This is a genomic window from Streptomyces cinereoruber (assembly GCF_009299385.1).
In the GTDB taxonomy this organism is placed as follows: Bacteria; Actinomycetota; Actinomycetes; order Streptomycetales; family Streptomycetaceae; genus Streptomyces; species Streptomyces bikiniensis.
In genome coordinates, this window is record NZ_CP023693.1 from 4,477,441 (window position 1) to 4,498,637 (window position 21,197).

At 74.4% G+C, this 21,197-nt stretch carries 17 protein-coding genes; 8 read left to right on the forward strand and 9 right to left on the reverse strand.

Annotated elements, in window-relative coordinates:
* The first annotated feature begins 33 nt into the window (after positions 1–33).
* Complete coding sequence (locus CP977_RS20255; protein ID WP_183953220.1) at positions 34–858, forward strand: dioxygenase family protein; 825 nt, start codon at positions 34–36, stop codon at positions 856–858.
* Between the two features lie 11 nt (positions 859–869).
* Here the strand turns inward: CP977_RS20255 and fahA are convergent, their stop codons facing one another.
* On the reverse strand, positions 870–2,099 hold the full coding sequence (gene fahA, locus CP977_RS20260; protein ID WP_062752891.1) for a fumarylacetoacetase: 1,230 nt from the start codon (positions 2,097–2,099) through the stop codon (positions 870–872).
* 286 nt (positions 2,100–2,385) lie between these two features.
* Between fahA and CP977_RS20265 the strand changes: the two genes are divergently transcribed.
* Entirely contained in the window at positions 2,386–3,696 is a 1,311-nt protein-coding gene (locus CP977_RS20265; RefSeq protein WP_062752889.1) for a hypothetical protein, read from the forward strand.
* Positions 3,697–3,727: 31 nt separating this feature from the next.
* Here CP977_RS20265 and CP977_RS20270 read toward each other — a convergent pair whose 3' ends face one another.
* Positions 3,728–5,668 (reverse strand): CocE/NonD family hydrolase, encoded by a 1,941-nt coding sequence (locus tag CP977_RS20270; RefSeq protein WP_062752887.1) that lies wholly within the window; start codon positions 5,666–5,668, stop codon positions 3,728–3,730.
* 262 nt (positions 5,669–5,930) lie between these two features.
* On the opposite strand from CP977_RS20270, the gene CP977_RS20275 reads away from it, so the two are divergent.
* The gene (locus CP977_RS20275) at positions 5,931–6,941 is read left to right on the forward strand and encodes a polyprenyl synthetase family protein (RefSeq protein WP_062752885.1); all 1,011 of its coding nucleotides are present in this window, start codon (positions 5,931–5,933) and stop codon (positions 6,939–6,941) included.
* Here CP977_RS20275 and CP977_RS20280 read toward each other — a convergent pair.
* Positions 6,884–9,085 carry an FUSC family protein gene (locus CP977_RS20280; protein ID WP_229991406.1) on the reverse strand — a complete coding sequence of 734 codons (2,202 nt, stop codon included), beginning with the start codon at positions 9,083–9,085 and terminating at the stop codon, positions 6,884–6,886. The two genes, CP977_RS20275 and CP977_RS20280, sit on opposite strands and share 58 nt — an antisense overlap.
* Before the next feature lie 298 nt (positions 9,086–9,383).
* Between CP977_RS20280 and CP977_RS20285 the strand changes: the two genes are divergently transcribed.
* Positions 9,384–10,595 carry a LolA family protein gene (locus CP977_RS20285; protein WP_152370613.1) on the forward strand — a complete coding sequence of 404 codons (1,212 nt, stop codon included), beginning with the start codon at positions 9,384–9,386 and terminating at the stop codon, positions 10,593–10,595.
* 80 nt (positions 10,596–10,675) lie between these two features.
* Here the strand turns inward: CP977_RS20285 and CP977_RS20290 are convergent, their stop codons facing one another.
* The gene (locus CP977_RS20290) at positions 10,676–11,992 is read right to left on the reverse strand and encodes a M28 family peptidase (protein ID WP_062752877.1); all 1,317 of its coding nucleotides are present in this window, start codon (positions 11,990–11,992) and stop codon (positions 10,676–10,678) included.
* Between the two features lie 360 nt (positions 11,993–12,352).
* Between CP977_RS20290 and CP977_RS20295 the strand changes: the two genes are divergently transcribed.
* Complete coding sequence (locus CP977_RS20295; protein ID WP_152370614.1) at positions 12,353–12,862, forward strand: DUF1203 domain-containing protein; 510 nt, start codon at positions 12,353–12,355, stop codon at positions 12,860–12,862.
* A gap of 52 nt (positions 12,863–12,914) precedes the next feature.
* Here the strand turns inward: CP977_RS20295 and CP977_RS20300 are convergent, their stop codons facing one another.
* The 5 genes from CP977_RS20300 to CP977_RS20320 form a co-directional block, all read right to left on the reverse strand.
* Positions 12,915–13,382: a VOC family protein gene (locus CP977_RS20300; protein WP_152370615.1), complete on the reverse strand. Its 468-nt coding sequence runs from the start codon at positions 13,380–13,382 to the stop codon at positions 12,915–12,917.
* Between the two features lie 54 nt (positions 13,383–13,436).
* Positions 13,437–14,048 (reverse strand): DUF4291 domain-containing protein, encoded by a 612-nt coding sequence (locus tag CP977_RS20305; RefSeq protein ID WP_152370616.1) that lies wholly within the window; start codon positions 14,046–14,048, stop codon positions 13,437–13,439.
* Between the two features lie 40 nt (positions 14,049–14,088).
* Positions 14,089–14,919 (reverse strand): nucleotidyltransferase domain-containing protein, encoded by an 831-nt coding sequence (locus CP977_RS20310; RefSeq protein ID WP_109185593.1) that lies wholly within the window; start codon positions 14,917–14,919, stop codon positions 14,089–14,091.
* Positions 14,920–14,991: 72 nt separating this feature from the next.
* Positions 14,992–16,014, reverse strand: coding sequence for an EamA family transporter RarD (gene rarD, locus CP977_RS20315; protein ID WP_152370617.1), 1,023 nt, complete (start codon positions 16,012–16,014; stop codon positions 14,992–14,994).
* A gap of 147 nt (positions 16,015–16,161) precedes the next feature.
* Complete coding sequence (locus CP977_RS20320) at positions 16,162–17,046, reverse strand: NmrA family NAD(P)-binding protein (RefSeq protein ID WP_062752866.1); 885 nt, start codon at positions 17,044–17,046, stop codon at positions 16,162–16,164.
* A gap of 96 nt (positions 17,047–17,142) precedes the next feature.
* On the opposite strand from CP977_RS20320, the gene CP977_RS20325 reads away from it, so the two are divergent.
* The 3 genes from CP977_RS20325 (at position 17,143) to CP977_RS20335 (ending at position 21,194) form a co-directional block, all read left to right on the forward strand.
* Positions 17,143–17,559 carry a winged helix-turn-helix transcriptional regulator gene (locus CP977_RS20325; RefSeq protein ID WP_152370618.1) on the forward strand — a complete coding sequence of 139 codons (417 nt, stop codon included), beginning with the start codon at positions 17,143–17,145 and terminating at the stop codon, positions 17,557–17,559.
* Between the two features lie 141 nt (positions 17,560–17,700).
* The gene (locus CP977_RS20330; RefSeq protein WP_229991405.1) at positions 17,701–18,513 is read left to right on the forward strand and encodes a hypothetical protein; all 813 of its coding nucleotides are present in this window, start codon (positions 17,701–17,703) and stop codon (positions 18,511–18,513) included.
* On the forward strand, positions 18,510–21,194 hold the full coding sequence (locus CP977_RS20335; protein ID WP_152370619.1) for a bifunctional serine/threonine-protein kinase/ABC transporter substrate-binding protein: 2,685 nt from the start codon (positions 18,510–18,512) through the stop codon (positions 21,192–21,194). Before CP977_RS20330 ends, CP977_RS20335 begins: the two co-directional genes overlap by 4 nt.
* Positions 21,195–21,197 lie beyond the last annotated feature (3 nt).

Below are 21,197 nucleotides of genomic sequence, written 5' to 3' on the forward strand. Positions count from 1 at the left end.
CCGATCCCAGCCCCCACCCGAGGAGCCAGGCACATGGACCACGAGACCAGCACCGGGCACGTGACCCGCAAGACCGTCCTGCGGGCCGCGCTCGCGGCCGGCATGGCGGCGCCCGCGGTGCTCATGGGCGTCCCCGCGCTCGCCCGCACCCTGACCGGCGGCGAGGAGGCGCCCGCGCTCACCCCCACGTGCGACGACGGCGACGACCCCACCCCGGCCCAGATGGAGGGCCCGTACTTCAAGCCCAACTCCCCGCTGCGCTCCAGCCTGTTGGAGGGGAACACCCCCGGTGTCCGGCTCACCGTCAGCGGGTACGTCTTCGGGCTCGCCTGCCGGCCGATATCCGGCGTCCTGCTGGACTTCTGGCAGGCCGACACCAACGGCGCCTACGACAACACCGGGTTCCGCTTCCGCGGCCACCAGTTCACCGGCGCCGACGGCTCCTTCAAGCTCACCACGATCGTGCCCGGCCTCTACCCGGGCCGCACCCGGCACATCCACGTCAAGGCGCAGGCCCCCGGCCGCCCGGTCCTCACCACGCAGCTGTACTTCCCGGGCGAGCCCCGCAACAACACCGACTCCCTCTTCGACCCGCGGCTGCTGATGACCGTCAGGGACGCGGGCGGGGCGCGCGAGGCCGCCTTCGACTTCGTCCTCAACGTGCCGCAGGACCCCGGCCCGACGCCGACGCCGACGCAGACCACCCAGCCGCCGGGGGGCAGCTGGGCGGTCGGCACCGCCTACCGGGCCGGGGACGCCGTCACCTACGGAGGGGCGGCCTACGTGTGCCTCCAGGCGCACACCGCCCAGCCCGGCTGGCAGCCGCCGAACGTCCCCGCCCTCTGGCGGGCCGTCTGAGCCTCCGGGACTCAGACGACGGCGGGGGCGATCCGGCCCCGGACCTCGCCCAGGGCGACCCGGGTGCCGTCCGGGCCCGGAGCCCACGCCGTCAGGACGACCTCGTCGCCGTCCTCCAGGAACGTCCGCTTCCCGCCGGACAGTTCGAGCGCGTCGCGCCCGTTCCAGGTCAGCTCCAGGAGCGAACCGCGCTGGTTCACCTCGGGCCCGGAGACCGTACCGGAGCCGTACAGGTCGCCCGTGCGCAGCGACGCGCCGTTCACCGTCATGTGGGCGAGCTGCTGGGCCGCCGTCCAGTACATCGAGGAGAACGGCGGCTCGGCCACCACCTCGCCGTTGATCTCCACGGAGATCCGCAGGTCGAAGCCGCCCTGCTCCTCCTCGTCCGCGTCGTCCAGGTACGGCAGGAGCGGGAGGTCCCGGGCGGGCGGGGCGGTGCGGGCCGCGTCCAGGGCCTCCAGGGGCGTCACCCACGCCGAGACCGACGTCTGGAACGACTTGCCGAGGAACGGGCCGAGCGGCACGTACTCCCAGGCCTGCACGTCCCGCGCCGACCAGTCGTTGAGCAGCGTCAGGCCGAAGACGTGCTCGCGGAAGTCGGCGAGCGGCACCGGCCGGCCCAGCTCCGACGGGGTGCCGACCAGGAAGCCGACCTCCGCCTCGATGTCCAGCTTCACCGACGGCCCGAAGACCGGGGCCGGGTCGGTGGGCGCCTTGCGCTGCCCGCAGGGGCGCACGACGTCGGTGCCGGAGACCACGACCGTGCCCGCCCGCCCGTGGTAACCGATGGGCAGGTGCTTCCAGTTGGGGGTGAGCGCGTCGCCGTCGGGGCGGAAGATCCGGCCCACGTTGGTCGCGTGGTGCTCGCTCGCGTAGAAGTCGACGTAGTCCGCGACCTCGTACGGCAGGTGCAGCGTCACCGCGTCCAGCGGGTGGAGCAGCGGCTCCACGTCCGCCCGGTGCGCGGGGACCGTCACCCAGGCCGTGAGCGCCCGGCGGACGTCGCGCCAGGCGGTCCGCCCGGCGGCGAGCAGCGGGTTGAGGCCGGGCTGCGCGAGCAGCGACGCGTACGGGGAGCCGAGCGCGTGCGCCGCGGCCCCCGCGTCCAGCACGTACCCGCCGATCCGGACGCCGAGCCGGCGCCGGTCGGGCTCCTCGGCGGTGGAGAAGACGCCGTACGGGAGGTTGTGCGGGCCGAAGGGGTCGCCCTCGGCCAGGTCGAGCGGGCTGTGCTCGGACATCGGTACCTGCCTCGCTTTCCACGGGTGTGGGGGACACGTTACGGGGCGGGCCGCCGGGCGCTGATGACATGGATCACACGGAAAGTGCGGCCTCCGTGGGCAACTGTCCGCGTTCGCTCCCTTTGGGTGCCGACCGCTCGCTCCCGCCCGCCCGGGGCCGCGGGAACGGGCCTCCCGCGAGGGCGTCCACGGCCATACGATCACGGTGGCGACGCGCCGCGTGAAGTAGCCGCAGGCGCGCGCCCCGCTCTTCTTCCGACCCCCTGACCAGGGAAAGGTCCACCACGTGAAGATCCGCCGCATGCTCGCGACCGCCGTGGCCGCCGCCGTCACCACGCCGCTCGTGCTCCTGTCCGCCACTCCCGCCCTCGCCGACACCAAGCCGTCGCCCGCCTCCACGCAGAAGCCGGCGGCCGGCGAGGACGAGAAGCCGCCCACGCTGGCGGAGCTCAAGGCCGCCGTCGAACTGGCGCAGAAGGAGTACGACGCGGCCGTCGCCGAGGTCGCCAGGGCCGACGCCGCCGTCGAGGCCCTGGACAAGGCCGACCACCCGCTGGCGGTGGCGGCCTCCGACGCGAAGAAGGCCGCCGAGGCGGCCGCCGCCGCCAAGACCGCCGCCGATGCGGAGCTCGCCAAGGCCGAGGAGGCCCGCGAAAAGCTGGCCGAGGACGCCACCGACGAGGAGAAGCAGGCCGCCGACGAGGCCGTCGCGACGGCGAAGGCGACCGCCGAGGCGGCCGCCACCGCCAAGGCCGCCGCCGACACGAAGGCGAAGGACACCGCCAAGGCCCTGGAGGAGGCGCGCGTCGCCGCCTTCACGACGCTCGGCCTCGCCCAGAAGGCGGAGAAGGCCGCCGCCAAGGAACTCGCCGCCGCCGAGCAGGCCCTGGCGGACTTCGAGGAGCTCGGTCAGGAGTGCACCGAGGACAAGTCCGTCACGGTCGCCCTCAGCGGTCCGAAGAAGGTCACCGCCGGCACCAGCGCCCTCTTCTCGCTGCGCGTCTCCAACACCTCCGAGAAGACCTTCGACGAGGTCGAGGCCTACGCCTTCGCCGCCGCGCTCCCCGACAGCATCGAGGAGGACGACTTCTTCGAGGAGTACATCACCGTCGAGTGGTCCTCCGCCGCCCACCCGAAGTGGACGGAGGTCACCGAGGAGAACGACGCCGTCCGGGTCGGCAGCCTCGTCAAGGGCGGCCACGCCGACGTGAAGCTGCGCCTCACGCTCGACAGCAAGACCCCGGCCGGCCCCGGTGTCGTCTTCGCCGTCGGCGCGTACGAGAACAACGACGGCTCCTGCGGGTTCGGCGAGGAGTTCGCGACCGCCGACTTCGAGATCCTCGCCGCCAAGGGCGACAAGCCGACGCCGGCCCCGTCGCCGTCGACCACGACGCCCGCCCCGGCGCCCACCGCCGGCAACACCGGCACCACCCAGCAGGGCGGCTCGTCCGGCACTCCGGTGACCGGCGGGACCCTCGCCGCCACCGGCTCGAACGACGTCCTGCCGCAGCTCGGCCTCGCGGCCGGTGCCGCCGTCGTCCTCGGCGCCGGCGCGGTGTTCGCCGTCCGCCGCCGCAAGGCCGGCGCGCAGGCGTAACCAGCGGTTCCGGATCCCCCGTACAGCGCGCTCAGCCCGCCGTGCGGGGGATCCGCTTCTCCCAGGTGCGGTGGAAGACGACCTCGTCGCCCTCCCGGCACACCACCTCGTTCGAGGTGTGGAAGGCCTCCGCGTCGCAGGTGATCTCCGAGCGGGTCTCCACGCCGACGTCCCAGCCCCGGTCGGGGCGGCGCAGCCGGATCGTCCAGTCCGAGCGGGTGCGGGCGGTCAGCGGGCCGCTCTCCTCGATCGTGTAGGTCTCCAGGGCGTCCTCGGTGAACTCCAGGCCGTCCGGGTACACGCGCGTGCCCCCGTACTTCGGGTCGACTTCGAGCCGCCACTCGCCCTTGGCCACGTCCCGGACCACCACCCGCTCCGGGCGCCGCTCCTCCGGGGAGGCCGGGTGCACGACCTCCAGGGGCTCGGCCTGCTCCGGCTCCTCCCACACGACCGCGTCCTCGGTGCGGCGGCGGACCGGCAGGGTGAGGGAGGAGCCCGCCGGGTCGAGCGTGAAGCCCGCCGCGTCGGGCCGGGGCCAGATCCACGGCCAGTACGTGGAGGAGACCGCGAGCCGCACCCGGTGGCCGGGCGCGAAGGCGTGCCCGATGCCGTTCAGTTCGAAGGTGAAGCCCTCCGTCTCCCCGATCCGGGCCGGTTCGGCCCGGTCGCGACCGTGGCGGGCGGAGAAGTTCAGGGCGCCCCGGGTGACCAGGGTGGAGGAGCCGTCCGGGGCGATGTCGCAGAGCCGGGCGATCACCTGCCCGGTGGGCGCGGCCGTGCGCAGGGACAGCGTCACCGACGGGCGGCCCAGGATCTCGACGGGCCCGCCGTCCTCGGGCACGGGGAAGTCGAAGCAGGCCGAGTGGGCGTCCTCCTCGCGCTGGTCGGGCGGCAGGTCGGCGTCGTTGCCGAAGGGGAAGAAGCGGCCCGCGTCGATCCCGGTCTGCTGGGGCGAGTCGACCACCACCGGGGAGCCCTGGAAGCCGTACGTGACGGGGGTGACGTGCGGGGACGGCCAGGCGGGGTCGGCGACCCAGCGGCCCGGCAGCTCCTCGTACACGGTGGCCGGCGGGTGCGAGTCGCTGATCCAGGAGCGCAGCAGCGGCTCGTCCATCACGCCGTTCGCGGCCCCCTTGAGGTGGTGGTCCCACCAGCGCAGGGTCTCCTGGAGGAAGCCGATCGCGGGCCCCGGCGGAAGCCCCCGGTCCGGGTACTGGTGCGACCAGGGCCCGACGATCCCGCGCACCCGGTCCGCCGGCAGGTGCCGGACCAGCCGCAGGACGGTGTCCCGGTACGGGTCGTGCCAGCCCCCCACGGCGAGGACGGCGGCCCCGATCGCCCCGTAGTCCTCGCAGACGCTGCCGTGCTTCCAGTACGCGTCCCGGGTCTGGTGCGAGAGCCAGGTGTCCACGAGCGGTTCCACGGCCTCCAGGCGCCGCAGCCACGTCGCGCGCCACTCGTCGCCGACGTGCTCCGGGTCCGGCGGGCGGCAGGAGAAGGCGAGCATGGCGGCGCCCCAGGCGTGCATGTCGACGCCGAGGACCGAGCCGCCCATGTAGTGCACGTCGTTGTCGTACCGGTCGTCGGTGGAGCAGACGGTGACGAGCGCCTTCAGGGGTTCGGGGGCGAGGGCGGCGACCTGGAGCGCGTTGCAGCCGCCCCAGGAGATCCCGAACATGCCGACGTTCCCCGTGCACCAGGGCTGCTCGGCCAGCCAGTTCACGACGGCGACGCCGTCCGCCAGCTCGGCCGCGTCGTACTCGTCGCCGGGCAGGCCCCCGCTGTTGCCGTGGCCGCGCACGTCCACCCGTACGGAGGCGTAGCCGTGGCCCGCGTACCAGGGGTGGCGTTGGTGGTCGCGGGGCGCGGTCCAGTCGGTCAGGCGGTACGGCAGGTACTCCAGGAGGGCCGGTACGGGCTCCTCGGTGACCGGGCGCCACACGCGCGCGTACAGCAGGACGCCGTCCGGCATCGGGATGCGGACGTCCTCGCGGCGGGTCTCGTACGGGAAGTCGGTGCGGATGCTTGTTCTAGACAAAGCGCCTACTCCTGCTCGTATCGTCTGATCACGAACATACCGGGGGTGACGGGAAGGCGCCCACGGTGATCGAAAGGTGACCGGATACGCTGGCTTGAGTGAATCCAGCGACACATCGACAATCCGCGTGATCGTCCCGTGTGATCGCTGCCGACCGTGTAGCGACAGCAGGCGTCAGCAGACAGGAGACTCCCTCGTGACCGTCGTCGGGCCGTTCGGCCTCAGCGTGCGGGACCAGGCTCTTGAGGCCGATGTCCAGACCGGTCTGGCGGCCGTGGAGGCGGGCCTCCTGGACGCCACCAAGAGCGACGTCCCCTTCATCACGGAGGCCGCGCAGCACCTCGTCCTGGCCGGCGGGAAGCGCTTCCGCCCGCTGCTCGTGATGCTCGCCGCCCAGTTCGGCGACCCCTACGCGCCCGGCATCGTGCCCGCCGCCGTGGTCGTCGAGCTGACCCACCTCGCCACGCTCTACCACGACGACGTCATGGACGAGGCCGACGTCCGGCGCGGCGTCCCCAGCGCCAACACCCGCTGGGGCAACTCGATCGCGGTCCTCACCGGCGACTTCCTCTTCGCCCGCGCCTCCCACACGCTCGCGGACCTCGGCCCGGAGGCCGTCCGCATCCAGTCCGAGGCGTTCGAGCGCCTGGTGACCGGCCAGATCCTGGAGACCGCCGGACCCACCGACGGCCGCGACCCCGTCGACCACTACCTCGACGTCCTCGGCGGCAAGACCGGCTCCCTCGTCGCCGTCGCCTGCCGCTTCGGCGCCATGATGGCCGGCGCCGACGAGAGCGTCGTGGACACCCTCACCCAGTACGGCGAGCGGCTCGGCGTCGCCTTCCAGCTCGCCGACGACGTCCTCGACATCGCCTCCGACTCCCACGAGTCCGGCAAGACCCCCGGCACCGACCTGCGCGAGGGCATCCCGACCCTGCCCGTCCTGCACCTGCGGGCCGCGGCCGCCGCGCACGGGCGCCCCGAGGACGTCGAACTGGTCGCCCTCGTGGACGGCGACCTCACCGACGACGCCCGGCACGCCGAGGTCCTGCGCCGGCTCCGCGCCCACCCGGCCCTGGAACAGGCCCGCCGGGACACCGTCCGCTACGCGGAGGAGGCCCGCGCGATGCTGGCCCCCCTCCCCGACGGCTACGCCAAGTCGGCGCTCGCGGAGCTGTGCGACGCGGTGGTGTACCGGGCGGGCTGATCCCCCGGCTCCGGGGGCGAGCCCGCCTCCAGGTCCCGGGCGAGCGCCCGGAGCCAGACCTCCACGTCCGTGAGCGGGGCCAGCAGCGGCGCGGGGACCCGCTCGGCCACCTCCGGGGGCAGGGGCGCGGGCCGGACCCGTACGCCGTCCGGGGGGAAGCCCGCCGCCCGTACGGTCGCCGCGGCCACCTCCTCGGCCGCCTCCCGCGCCCAGCGCCGGACCTCCGGCGGCAGGCCGGGCATGCCGTCCGTACGGGGCAGCCAGTAGGCGCCGACCAGCGTGCGCGACCCGTGGTCGAGCACCGCGAGCCAGTCGCGGGCGGCGTCGGGGGCGGGCTCCGTCCGGTACTGCGCGTAGGCCGCCTCGGCGATCCGGAGCCGGTGGAGGGTGAGGCGTACGCCGGGGGAGGGGGAGCCGTCCGCGGCGGTGCTCCTCCCGGCCCCGCTTCTTACGGTCCCGTTCTCCCCGGCCCCGCCCTTTCCGGACCCGGCCCCCTCCGTCACCGCCGTCGCCGTGGCCCGTACCAGTGGTGCCGCGGCCCGCAGCAGGCCCGACATCGCGTACCGGATCTCGGCGCGGGCCCCGGCCGGCCAGGCCAGGAGGCCGCACAGCAGGCCGATCGCGCTGCCGGTGAGCACGTCGACCAGACGCGCCTCCGCGAGCCGCCAGGTCACCGGCGCGATCTGCGCGAACGCCGTGGCGACGACCAGCGTGAAGAGCCCCTGGCCCCACGCCGGGCCGCCGAGCGGGCCCAGCGTGAACGCCACCAGCATCATCGGCACGAGCAGCGCCGCGTACACGGCGGAGGAGCCCCCGGCCCCCACGATCAGCAGCCCGGCCGCGAACGCCCCCGCCAGCGTCCCGGCCGCGGCCGCCCGTACGGCCGACCAGGTGGCGCCCGCCGTGGTCCGCCCCAGGGTCAGGACGGCGAGCAGCACCCAGAAGCCGTGCGACAGGTCGAGCGAACCGGCCACCAGCCGGGCCAGCGCCAGGCCGAGCGCGGTGCGCAGGGCGTTCTGGAAGACGACGGAGCGCCGGGTCAGATTGCCCCTGATCCGGACGGCCGTCAGCCGGGCCGGGCCCTCCGCCGCGTACCAGAACTGCTCGCGGGGCAGCCCGTACAGCCGCTCCCGGCCGCCGAGCGCGAGGGAGGCGGCCGTGCGGACGGTCACCGCCGACACCGCCGCCGTCAGGACCGTCGAGCGCCGGACCAGGACGCCGCGCGGGGCGGGGGCGCCGGCCCGCGACTTCAGGAAGTCCGCGACCAGCTCTTCGAGGAGCTGCGGCCCGGCGAGGACCCGCCCCGCACGCCTCCGCCGCCCCCGGCGCAGGGCCGCGGCCGTCTCCGCACAGCTCGCCGCGATGCCCCGCAGCAGCTCCGCCGAGGCCGTGTCCCCGGGCGCCGGGGCGTGCCCGGCGAGCAGGGCCAGCTGGTCGAGGAGCCGGCGGGTCGCGGCCCCCGCCTGGGCCAGGGCCCGGTCCGTCCGGCCCGCGCCCGTCGGCCGCGCCCCGGCGGGCAGCCGCGACAGGCGCAGCTCCCGCCCGGCCGCCCCGAGCCGCGCGGCGGTCCCCGGGTCCGGCCCCTCCCCGCGGACGACTCCGGAGGCGGCGCGGGCCGCCAGGTCCAGGGCGTCGGCGATCCGCGTACGGTACGGGGGCTCCGGCGCGTCCGGGAAGAGCACCGCCTCGGCCAGGGCCAGGAACGCCCCGCCGACGGCGAGTCCGACGAGCCGCTGCGGCAGCGTCCCCGGCTCGTACGGGGGGAAGCAGGCCAGGATGTAGAAGAGCTGGAGCCCGGGGGCGGCGCCCGCGATCCGGGGCCCGCACGCCGACCCGAAGGCCAGCGCGAACCCCACCGCCAGCATGCCCGCGACGGCCGGCCAGGTCCCGACCGCGAGGACGGTCCCGAGGACGACGAGCACGGCCGCGGCGGGCACCGCCCGCAGGACGGTGGCGGCCCGCTCCCGGCCCGCTCCGGGCAGCGGGGAGAGGATGCCGAAGGCGATGGGGGTGAACAGGGCGTAGATCCCGGCCACCGGCCGGTCCAGGAGGTGGAGGGCCGGGTAGAACCCGGCGGCCGTCGCGGCCGTGACGTGCGCGGCGTGGCGCCCGGTGCGCGCCATCGCGGAGAGCCCCTCGGCCATGCCGGCTCCTCTCGGACCGCCTCCCTCCAGTCTCGCCCGGGAGCCCGCGCCCCGCCTTCGCGGAACCGGGCGTTCCGGCCGCGCGGGGCCCGGTGCCGGTCCGTGCCGGTCCCTGCCCCGGGGCGTACGGGCCCCGGCGTCGGGTCGTACCGGTCTCGGGGTCGGGTCATCCCCGAGGGGTACGCGAGGTTGATCCCCCGGGCTGACGCTTCCCGTTGCCCCGTTTGGTGAGATGGAGTACATCGACCACATGGGGCCGTTCGAGGCCCCTTCAGGGCGCACGGAGGTAGCGGAGACCATGGCACCGAACGAAGTCCCCGGCGAGACCGCCGGCGAGATCCGCGGCGAGGCTCGTGGCGAGACCCGTCGCCGGGCGAGCCGGTACGTCGTCCCCGTCGCGGTGGCCGGTGTGGCCGCGGCGACCATCGGCCTGGTCCCGGCGCTCGCCGCGTCCGGCGACCCGGACCTGCCGGAGATCACGGCCCAGCAGCTCATCGAGAAGATCGCGGCCTCGGAGACCCAGACCCTCTCCGGCACCTTCAGGTTCTCCACCGACCTGGGCCTGCCGGCCCTCGACGGTCTGGCGTCCGGCCTCGGGGGCCTGGGCGGCGGGGAGGGCTCCTCCACGGCGGACCCCTCGCAGAAGCTCACCGAACTCGCCTCGGGCACCCACACGCTGCGCCTGGCGGCGGACGGCCCCGAGCGCCAGAGGCTCACCCTGCTCGACGGCTCCGACGAGTACAGCCTGATCCACAACGGCGACGACGTCTGGGCCTACGACAGCAAGTCGAACGAGGTCTTCCACGAGAAGGGCGCGTCGGAGGGGCCGAAGGCCGAGGAGAAGGAACTGCCCGCGACGCCCAAGGAGCTCGCGGACGAGGTCCTGAAGGCGGCCGGCGACACGACGTCGATCACGGTCGACGGCACGGCGAAGGTGGCGGGCCGGGACGCGTACCAGCTGGTGATCAAGCCGAAGCAGGCCGGTTCGACGGTCGCGTCGGTGAAGATCGCGGTGGACGCGGCGAACGGCACCCCGCTGAAGTTCACCCTCTCCTCGGTCGAGGGCGGCAAGCCGGTCGTGGACGCGGGCTTCACGAAGGTCGACTTCGCCCGCCCGGACGCGTCGGTCTTCGCCTTCGAGGTGCCGAAGGGCGCGAAGGTGACGGAGGGCGCGGAGGAGGCGCGGAAGTCGGAGAAGCTCCCGGAGGACTTCGAGAAGGAGTTCGGGAAGGAGTTCGGGGGCTTCGGCAAGGGCCTGAACGTCATCGGCGAGGGCTGGACGACCATCGCGAAGCTCGACACCGGCGCCCCGGCGCCGAAGACGGACGAGGCGCCGAAGGAGATCCAGGGCCTCCTGGACTCCTTCGGCGACGAGGTCACCGGCAAGTTCGGCTCGGGCACCCTCTTCAAGACGAAGCTGGTGAACGCGCTGCTCACCGACGACGGCAAGGTCTACGTCGGCGCGGTGACGAAGGACGCGCTGGTGGACGCGGCGAACGCCGGCAAGTAGGCGCCGACTCGATTGGGACCCCGGGCGGGTCGGGGGCTGTGGTCACCGACCCGCCCGGGCGTTTCTCGGGTGCGCCGGCCTTACGGGAAGGTCAGCTTGAAGCCGTTGACGTAGCCGGTGTCGTAGGTGGCCCTGTCCTGGACGCGGAGCTTCCAGGCGCCGTTGGCGACCTCCGAGGAGGCGTTCACGGTGAAGGTCTGCACGATGTTGTCGGCGCTGCCGCCCGCGCGGTTGTGCAGGTTGTAGACCGAGCCGTCGGGGGCGACGAGGTCCACGACCAGGTCGCCCTTGTAGGTGTGGACGATGTCCACGCCGACCGAGAGGTTGCTGGGGGCGTTGCCGGTGACGCCGGTGACGTTGACCGTCGAGGTGACCGCGGCGCCGTTGTCCGGGATCGAGACGTCGGCGGTGTTCTCGAAGACCTTGCCGGGGGGCGGCGTGGTGGAGCCGGCGGACAGCGTCCAGATCGCGTGCGCGACGGCGTCGCTGTTGCGGTCGAGGGCGGTGTCGTTGATGTTCGACGTGGTGTCGCAGGAGGAGTGGTAGCAGCGGTCGAACGCCGTCGCCGTACCGCCCCACTTGGAGACCTGCGCGCTGGTCTTCACGCGGCTCGCGCCGGTGAAGAGGCCGCCGACGGGGACGCCCGCGCTCTTGAAGGGGGCGTGGTCGGAGCGCCCGTCGCCCTCGGTCTCGATCTCGGTCGGGACGCCGAGGCCGGCGAAGTAGCTCTTGAAGGTCTGCTCGATCGTCGGGTCGTCGTCGTAGACGAAGTAGCCCGGGTTCGGCGAGCCGATCATGTCGAAGTTCAGGTAACCCTTGATCTTCGAACGCTCGGTCGACGGAAGGTTGTTGACGTAGTACTTGGAGCCGACGAGGCCCAGCTCCTCGGCGCCCCACCAGGCGAACCGCAGGTGCTTGGAGGGCTGGTAGCCCGCGCGGGAGACGGCGAGGGCGGTCTCCAGGATCGCGGCGGAGCCGGAGCCGTTGTCGTTGATGCCGGGGCCGGAGGAGACCGAGTCGAGGTGCGAGCCGGCCATCAGGACCTGGTTGGGGTCGCCGCCCGGCCAGTCGGCTATCAGGTTGTAGCCGGTGGCGCCGCTGGTGGTGAAGGTCTGGAGGCTGGTGGTGTATCCGGCGGCGTCCAGCTTCGCCTTCACGAAGTCGATCGAGGCCTTGTAGCCGGCGCGGCCGTGGGCCCGGTTGCCGCCGTTGGCGGTGGCGATGGACTGGAGGTCCGTCAAGTGCTGCTTGACGGCGGTGAGCGAGATGTCGGGCGCGGCGGCGGCCCCGGCGGCCTCGGCGGGCCGGGCGGTGGCGCTGGTCCCGGTGAGACCGCCGAGCGCGAGCGCCGCGAGGGCGGCGACCGCGGTGACGCGTCTGGGCACGGAGAGGTTCATGTGGGGGCTCCGGATTCCGAACGGGGATGGGACGGAACGTGCGAGACGCCCCGGGCGTGGGAGGCCGCGAGGCGTTGGAGCTGTACGAATGCGTGCGTGCTGTTCAGTTGTTGTTGCGCGAGTGTTCTGCTGTGCGTGCTGAATGTTCAGTGACAGGATGTGTCCACGTCAAGAGCGGAAACCGGTCAGGTCCGTCCGCTCAGCGGACGAACGCGTCGACCGCGGCCTTCCGCGCGCCGGAATCGGCGTTCTCCCTCAACTCCCCGAGCGGGGAGGCCACTTCGGATGTCCCGCCCCGCCCCCGACCGTCGCGTCCGAATCCCGCCGGTGCGCGGGGCGGGGAAGGGCGACGCTGGAGTCATGCGTACCGCCGAGACCTCTTACGTCCCCCGGGCCGTCGCGCCCGCCGCCCTCGCCGCACTGCGCGTCGTCGACGACGCCGGGCGCCCCTGCGTGCCCCACGAGGCCACCGGGGGAGGGGAGCCCCTCCGCTGCTGTCTGCGTCCCGCCGCCCCCGGCGAGCGGATCGCGCTCGTCTCGTACGCGCCGCTGCGCCGCTGGGCGGCGGAGACGGGGGCCGAGCCCGGCGCGTACGACGAGCAGGGCCCCGTCTTCGTGCACGCCGCGGAGTGCGGCGGGCCCGCGCCCTCGGAGGAGTACCCCTTCGCACGGCCCGGGGCCCTGCGGGCCCTCCGCCGGTACGACGCGGAGGGCCGGATCGTCGGCGGCCGGCTCCTGGAGCTCCCGGAGGTCCCGGCGGAGGGCTTCGACCGGGCCCTCGCGGAGGCCTTCGCGGATCCCGCCGTGGTCCTGGTCCACGTCCGGGCCGTCGAGTACGGCTGCTTCCACTTCGAGGTCCGCCGCCCCTGACCCCTCCTGCGGGACCCCTCCTCCTACGGGCCCCTCCTGCGGACCGCCCGCGTCACTGCACGCAGAACTCGTTCCGCTCCGGGTCCGCCATGACCACCCACGAGCCCGACGGCTCGTTCACCTCGTGCAGGACCGTCGCGCCGAGGTCGATCAGGCGGGCGACCTCCTTGTCCCGGGCGCCCTCCTCCGCGTGGAGGTCCAGGTGGATGCGGTTCTTGACGCTCTTCGCCTCCGGGACCCGCTGGAAGAGGATCCGGTGGCCCAGGCCCGCGTCGGTGGCCTCGTCGTACGGCTCGTCCGGGTGCCGCACGGCGGCGAGGTCCCGCCAGCCGAGCCGCTCGTCCTCCGTCCCGGCGTGCACGGTGGTCGTCACCTCGTCGGGGACGGCCCCCATTCCGAGGAGCCGGCGGACGAGCGGGCTGTGGTCCTCCTCCCGGTAGCGCAGGGCGGCGGCCCAGAAGGCGGCCTGCGCGTGCGGGTCCGAGGCGTCGACGACGAGCTTCCAGTGCAGGGGTTTCATGCCACCGGTTCTAGCGCCCCCTCCCCGCCCGTGCCACCGGAACGTTTCTTTCCGCTAAAGCGGGCGGTCCTGCCCGGCCCGCAGGTGGTCCAGGAGCCCCTCCGGCTCCGGGTACGGCTCCTCCCGGGGGAGCAGCTCCCGGGCGCCGTCCACGTCGCCGGCCCGGACCAGGGCGTGGACGCGGTGGGCGAGCGGGGTCACGTCGGTGATCGACACCGTCCACTCGTCCGCGTACCGGCGGGACGCCTCGCCCGCCAGACCGAGCTGGAGCGAGCGGTACGGGAGGGGGGTCAGGCGCGGGTCGCGCTCCGGGTCCCACTGGACCCGGGCCGGGGACTCCCGCAGCCGCCGCTGCCACGCGTCCCGGTCGGGGTGGAAGCCGCGCGCGTAGTGGGAGAGGCAGGCGTTCCGCAGGGCCCACTCGAACCCCTCGCGGGTGATCTCCACGGCGAGGACGGTCTCCTGCCCCTCCTTCAGGCCCCAGCCCGAGCGGTACATCATCCACAGGAACGACGGCTTGATCCACGTCATCCGGTCCCGCTTCCAGGCGGCCGGAAACCGGCCCTCCCGCGCCGCCGGGAGCCCGATCGCGGGGGTGTACGCCTGGTAGACGGTGACCGTGCGGTCCGTGTGGAGCGCGCGGACGCGGTACTTCGGTTCTTCCATGCGACCAGGGTGGGGGAGGCCCCCACCCCGTCACCACCGCTTATTCCGGGGTCGGCCGGTCCGTGAGCGCCCCGCACACCTCGGCGGTCAGGGCGTCGGCCTCGTCCAGGGCCGCCGCGAGGCCGGCCGGGTCCTCGCCGAGGGCGGAGAACAGCCCCTGGGCCCGGGACGCGAAGTCCGGCGGCGAGGAAGGGAGCTCCCCGGCCTCCCGCACCGCCCCCTTCTCGTTGAGCACCCAGCTCCCCGCGTGCGCGTGCAGCGCCTGTACGAGGAGGCCGACCGCGCGGAAGACGCAGCCCGCCACGTAGAAGGCGTCCCCGCGGGCCGCTCCCTTCCGGGCGCAGGCCAGGACGAACGGCGCCTCCCAGCGCGCGTTCTCGACGAGCGCCGTGCGCAGCGCGTCCGGGTAGGGGCGGGTCTCCTCCTGGAGGGCGCGCAGCTCGCCGGTCGGGTCGGACAGGACGCGGCCGAGCGCCAGCTCGCCCACGTAGGAGGGGGAGTAGACGCCCAGGGGGTGGCCGGCCTGGGTGCCGATCTCGAAGCGGCCCGCCTCGCACTCCTCCCGGACGCGCCGCACCCGGTCCAGGTCGCGGTAGAGCCAGTCCACGTGGTGGCCGTCGACGGTCAGCCAGCCGCCGCCGTCCACCCACGGCCCCCAGCCGCCCGGCTCGGTCACCTCCACCGGGCCGCCGGTCAGTTCGGCCGCCAGCCGGCGCAGGGCGTCGGTGTCCAGCGGCCGCCGGTAGTACAGGCCGAGGTCGTGGTCGGAGTCCGGGGTGTGCGTCCCCCGCGCCCGGCTGCCGCCCAGGCACACTCCGACGACCCCCTCGACCTCGGTCAGACGGTCCGCGATCTCCATCAGTCGTTCCATCCGGCCCATTCTCCGGACGGGGGCGCCTTCCGCGAGCGGATACGAGCGGATGCGATCAGGTGATCGTGCTGCTCAGCGGCCGGTCGTGGGCGCGGTCCCGGCCGGACCCGGGGCCCCGACCGTTTCCGCGGCCTCGCCCGGCTCGGCCGCTCCGACCGGGCCCGCCGCCTCCGCCGCTCCCGCCGCCGTCGCCGCCGCGATCGCCGCCCGGCTGCGCCGGTTCGTGCGCAGGGCGTCCCAGGTGAGGATCGTCAGGGCCAGCCAGACGAGGGAGAAGCCCGCCCACCGCTCCGGCGGCATCGCCTCGTGGAAGTAGAAGATCCCGAGGAGGAACTGGAAGGTGGGCGCGAGGTACTGGAGGAGGCCGAGCGTCGACAGCGGGACGCGGATCGCCGCCGCGCCGAAGCAGACCAGCGGGATCGCCGTGACCAGGCCGGTGGCGGCGAGCAGCGCGGTGTGGCTGGCGCCGTGCGAGCCGAACGCCAGGGTCCCCTGCCCGCCGAGCCAGACCAGGTACGCGAGGGCGGGCAGGAACTGGACGGCGGTCTCGGCGGCCAGCGACTCCAGGCCCCCGATGTTCACCTTCTTCTTCACCAGGCCGTAGAGCGCGAAGGAGAAGGCGAGGACGAGCGAGATCCACGGCGGCTGCCCGTACCCGATCGCGAGGACGAGCACGGCCGCGAAGCCGATGCCGACCGCCGCCCACTGCGCCGGGCGCAGCCGCTCCTGGAGGACGAGGACGCCGAGGGCGATGGTGACGAGCGGGTTGATGAAGTAGCCGAGGGAGGCCTCGACGACGTGGCCCGCGTTCACGGACCAGATGTAGAGGCCCCAGTTCACGGTGATGACGGCGGCGGCGAGGGTGATCAGACCGAGCTTGCGCGGGCTGCGCGCCAGCTCCCGCATCCAGCCCCAGCGGCGCAGGACGAGCAGGGCGAGGCCCACGAAGGCCAGGGACCACACCATCCGGTGGGCGAGGATCTCGATCGCCCCGGCGGGTTTGAGGAGCGGCCAGAAGAGGGGGACCAGGCCCCACATGGCGTAGGCGCCGATCCCGTAGAGCAGGCCTGCTCGTCCCTCGTTCTCCGTCTTCACCGGACCTCCCGCCCTGTACCGCGCCGTCCTGTCGGCCGTTCCGTCGACGGTAGCGCCGCACGGGGCGGGTTGTCATGCCCGTACCGCTATACGGTCATGACGGTCACGCGCTGTTCCGTGAAGGGCCCGGGAGGCGCCCTCCGGGGTTCAGGAGGCGTCCAGGGCCTCCTGGACCGAGACGCCGACCGGAGTGGTGGGGCGGCCGATCAGCCGGGTCAGGTCGCCGGTCCGCAGGGCGAGCGCGCCGTGCTCGGCGGCCCGGTCGACGTCGACCAGGATCTCGGCGAGGGGGCGCGGGAGCCCGGCGCCGGTGAGGATCTCCAGGTGCGCCTCGGCGGAGACGGGGGTGTACGTCACCTCGCGGCCGGACCGGGCGGCGACCTCGGCCGCGTACTCGGCGAAGGACCAGGCGGTGTCGCCGCTCAGCTCGTACACCCTGTTCAGGTGCTCCTCGGCCGGGCCGGTCAGGACGGCGGCCGCGGCGGCGGCGTAGTCGGCGCGGGAGGCGGAGGCGATCCGGCCCTCGCCGGCGTTGGAGACGACGGCGCCGTGGGCGAGGACGGGGGCGAGGTTGGCCGTGTAGTTCTCGCTGTACCAGCCGTTGCGGAGCAGGGTGTACGGCAGGCCGGAGGCGAGGATCAGGCGCTCGGTCTCCTTGTGCTCGGCGGCCAGCTCGAAGTCGGCGTCGTCGCCGCCGAGGACGCCGGTGTACGCGAGCTGGGCCACGCCCGCCGCCTTCGCCGCGTCGATCACGGCGGCGTGCTGGGCGACGCGCCGCCCGACCTCGCTGCCGGAGATCAGGAGCACCCGGTCGCCGGCCTCGAAGGCGTCCGCCAGGGTCTCGGGGCGGCCGTAGTCGGCGATCCGCAGCTCGACCCCGCGCTCGGCCAGGTCCGCCGCCTTCTCCTTGTCGCGGACGACGGCGACGACCCGCTCGGCGGGCGCGGTGCCCTCGGCGGGGGCGCTGTCGAGGAGGGCGTCGACGACGAGGCGGCCGAGCTGTCCGGTGGCTCCGGTGACGACGATGCTCATGGTGCTTCCTTACGCGTGGGGTGCGGTGGACGGTGCACTCACCGTACGACGGGCACTAACTTTTCGACAGTGCCCACTTTGAAGTAAGGTACTGGCATGGGAGTAAGTGAAGAGGTGGGCGCGATGCCGCCGCTGCCCGACGTGTTCGAACCGATGTGCCCCTCGCGCGCCGTCCTGGAGCACGTCACCAGCCGCTGGGGCGTCCTCGTCCTCGCGTCCCTCCTGGAGCGCCCGTACCGCTTCAGCGAGCTGCGCCGCCGCATCGGGAACGTCAGCGAGAAGATGCTCGCCCAGACCCTCCGGACCCTGGAGCGCGACGGCTTCGTCCACCGCGACGCCAAGCCCGTCATCCCGCCCCGCGTCGACTACGCCCTCACCCCGCTCGGCACCGAGGCCGCCCGCCAGGTCTGGGAGCTGGCCCACTGGAGCGAGCGGCAGGTCGCCGCCGTCCAGGAGGCCCGCGAGCGGTACGACGAGGCACGTCGCGAGAGTGCCACCGCTTTGTCCCAATGAGGTTGTGGGCGGGGTGAGTTGCCCCGGCAGGTCGTACGATCTGATCGCCGTTCGGGCAACTCGGGAAATCCGTGTGGGGACCGTGGGGGAACTGTGGCGTACGGGGATCGAAGACTGCTGCGTGCCTGCTGTGCCGTACTGGTGGGCGGACTGATCGCGACCGGGTGCTCCGACGGGCGCGAGGACGGGGCGAAACCCGACGGCGAGGGGGGTGCGAAGGGCAGTACGAGCGGGGCGTCCACCCCGGGCGGTACGGCCCCGGCCCCCACGCCCACCCCCACCCCGACCGCCCTCGACTTCACCCCCGACCCGAAGCGCGCGCCGAAGAACGCCGCCGACGCCCGCAGGCTCGCCCTCGCCGTCGTCGCCGGGCCCGACGCCTGGGGCCCGGACTACGTGAAGCGCACCCCGCACCTCAGCGACCCCGACTACTGGCCCGTGCTCGGGGACGGCTGCTCCTGGGAGACCGGGACCCGGCCCGCCACCGTCCTGCACAGCGTCACCGCCTACAGCGAGGTCCCCGCCGTCGACGGCCGGGGCACCCTCCGGGTCGCCGCCACCGTCACCGTCCACCGCACCGAGGAGGACGCGGACTGGGAGATGGCCGGCACCCTGGAGGAGGCGCTGCGCTGCCCGGACCAGAAGCTGCGCGACGGCGAGAGCATCAAGGAGCTCATCTCCCTCGGCAACCCCTTCGGCCTCGGCGGCAACTACACCGCCGCCGACTCCCTCGGCGAGCGCGGCGGCTACTACAACGACGAGTTCCGCGGGAGGCAGTTCTACGGCTGGTACCAGTCGAGGATCGGCCAGGTCACCGTCGCCACCGTCGTCAAGGGCGCCCCGGGCTACAGCGAGGAGACGACCGACACGACGATCGGCACCGTCACCGCCCAGGTCCAGGCCCTCGTCACCATGCTCGAACGCGTCAAGGACGAGCTGGAGGTCCGGTCATGAGCCCCGTGAACCCGAGGGACGACCGGGAGCCGGAGGACGGCCGTGAGCCGGGGGACGGGGCCGCACCCCGGCCGCCGCGCGACCCCCGGGTCGGCCCCCTGCCGAGCATCCCGGCCCGGCCCGGCGCCAGGCGCCGGCCCCAGGGCGCCGCTCAGCCCGGGCCCGGCCACCAGGACCCGCCCGGCGCCGGGGGCGGAGCCCACGGCGAGGCCCGGCCCGGCACCGGGCAGCCGACCCCGCGCGGGACCGGGCACCAGGGCCACCAGCCGCCCCCGCGTCCGTCCCAGCCCCCGGCAGGGGACCCGCCCGCGTACCCGCTCCGACCCCCGGCAGGGGCGTCGGCGGGGAACCCGTACCCGCCCCGGCCCCCGGCAGAGGCACCCGCAGGGAACCCGCCCCCGGCAGGGGCACCGGCCCCGGCCCCCGCAGGGCCGCCCTCCCCCACAAGACCCGCCCCCGGCGACCTCCACCCCCTCCTCCCCTCCGACCCCTCCTCCCTCGCCGGCTACCGGCTGCTCGGGCGGCTCGGGGCCGGGGGCATGGGCGTCGTCTATCTGGGCCGTACGGCCAACGGCGAGCTCGCCGCCGTCAAGGTCACCCACGCCGACCAGGCCGACCAGCCCGACTTCCGGGCCCGGTTCCGCCGGGAGGTCGAGGCCGCCCGGCGGGTCTCCAGCCCCTGGGCCGTCCCCGTCACCGGCGCCGACCCGGACGCCCCCGAGCCCTGGATGGCCACCGCCTTCGTCGCCGGGCCCTCCCTCGGCGAGGCCGTCACCGCGCACGGCGCGCTGCCCGAGCGGAGCGTCCGGCTCCTCGGCTGGGCCGTCGCCCGCGCCCTCGCCGCCGTGCACACGGCGGGCCTCGTCCACCGGGACGTGAAGCCGGGGAACGTCCTCCTCGCCGTCGACGGCCCCCGCCTCATCGACTTCGGCATCGCCCGCGCCACCGGCGAGACCGCCCTCACCGCCACCGACATGGTCGTCGGCACCCCCGGCTTCCTCGCCCCCGAGCAGGCCGAGGCCCGCGCCGACGCCATCGGCCCCGCCGCCGACGTCTTCGCCCTCGGCTGCCTCCTCGCGTACGCGGCGACCGGACGCCCGCCCTTCGGCACCGGCACCCCGGACGCCCTCCTGTACCGGACCGTCCACGACGAACCCGACCTCACCGGCGTGCCCGAGGGACTGCTCGACCTCGTCCGGGCCTGCCTCGCCAAGGACCCCGCCGCCCGGCCGACCGCCGCCGGGATCGGCGTACGGCTCGTCGAGGACGCCCCCGGCGACGCCGCCGAGTGGCTGCCCGCCCCCGTCGTCCGGACCATCGCCGAGCGCTCCGCCCGGATGCTCGCCCTGCCCGAGATCGACGCGACCGCGCCCGGCACCGACCCGGCGGAGCCGCCGAAGCGCAGCAGGCGCGGCTTCCTGCTCCTCGCCTCCGGCGCCGCCGTCCTCGCCACGGGCGGCGGAGCCCTCGCCGTCCGGTCGCTCCTCGGAGACGACGGCAAGGGGGGCGACGGCAAGAACCCCCCGCCCCGCACCTCCTGGAAGATCGGCGTCCTCGCCGACCTCTCCGGCCCCGCCCAGGAGATCGGGCGGGCCCAGGAGCGCGGCGCCCGCCTCGCCGTCGAGCAGTTCAACGCCCGCGCGGACAAGCCGTTCACCCTCGAACTCGCGGTCTCCGACGACCGGGGCGACCGGCGCACCGCCCTCGAAGCGGCCCGCAGGCTCACCACCGACCCCGGCGTCGTCGCCGTCCTCGGCCCCACCTCCGACGACACCGGACAGGCCGCGCTCCCCGCCTTCGAGGAGGCCGGCCTCCCGCTGCTCACCACCTCCGCCGGGTTCAACCTCTTCACCCTGCGGGACGAGAAGAGCCCGCCCAACGTCACGGTCCTCCGGGCCATCCCCAACCACCCCATGGGCGGCACGTACCTCGCGTACACCGTCACGCTCCTGCCCACCATCAAGAGGCCCGGGGTCCTCCAGGAGCGCACGGACGACCAGTACAGCTGGCTCCTCGTGCGCGGCGTCCAGTTCGGCTTCGGACAGGCGAAGATCACCCCGCTCTACCGGGTCGTGCCCGCCCGCGCCCGGGACTACCGCCGGATCCTCGGCGAGATGATCGACGCCGGCATGGACGCGTACGTGCACTGCGGGGTCCGCGAGACCACCGTCCTCGCCGCCCGCGCCCTCCTCGAACTCGGCTTCACCGGGCCCCGGTTCGGCGGCCAGCACGCCTTCGGCCCCGCCTTCCTGAAGGAGGCCGGGCCCGCCGCCGAGAACTGGTTCTTCGGCGCGCCCGTCCTCGACCCCCTGACCCGCGAGAAGGACACCAAGGCCAAGGCCGAGGAGCGGGCGAAGACCGTCGCGTTCGTCGCCGCGTACCGCAAGCGCTACGGCGCCCCGCCCGCGTACTACACGGGCGAGTCGTACGACGTCGTGAACATGGTCCTCGACCAGCTCACCGCGAACGCGAAGGCCGGCCGGCCGCCGGCCCGCAAGGGCCTCTGGGCCCAGCTCCGGGCGAAGAGGTACGTGGGCGCCATGGGCGGCTACTCCTTCGACAAGTACGGCGACCTCACCGGCGTCGGCACGTTCGTGCACGGCGTGCAGGACGGCGCCTACAAGTCGATCGGCGTCGCGCCCGGCGTCCCCGTCCCCCGGTCGAACGCACCGAAGGCCTGACCG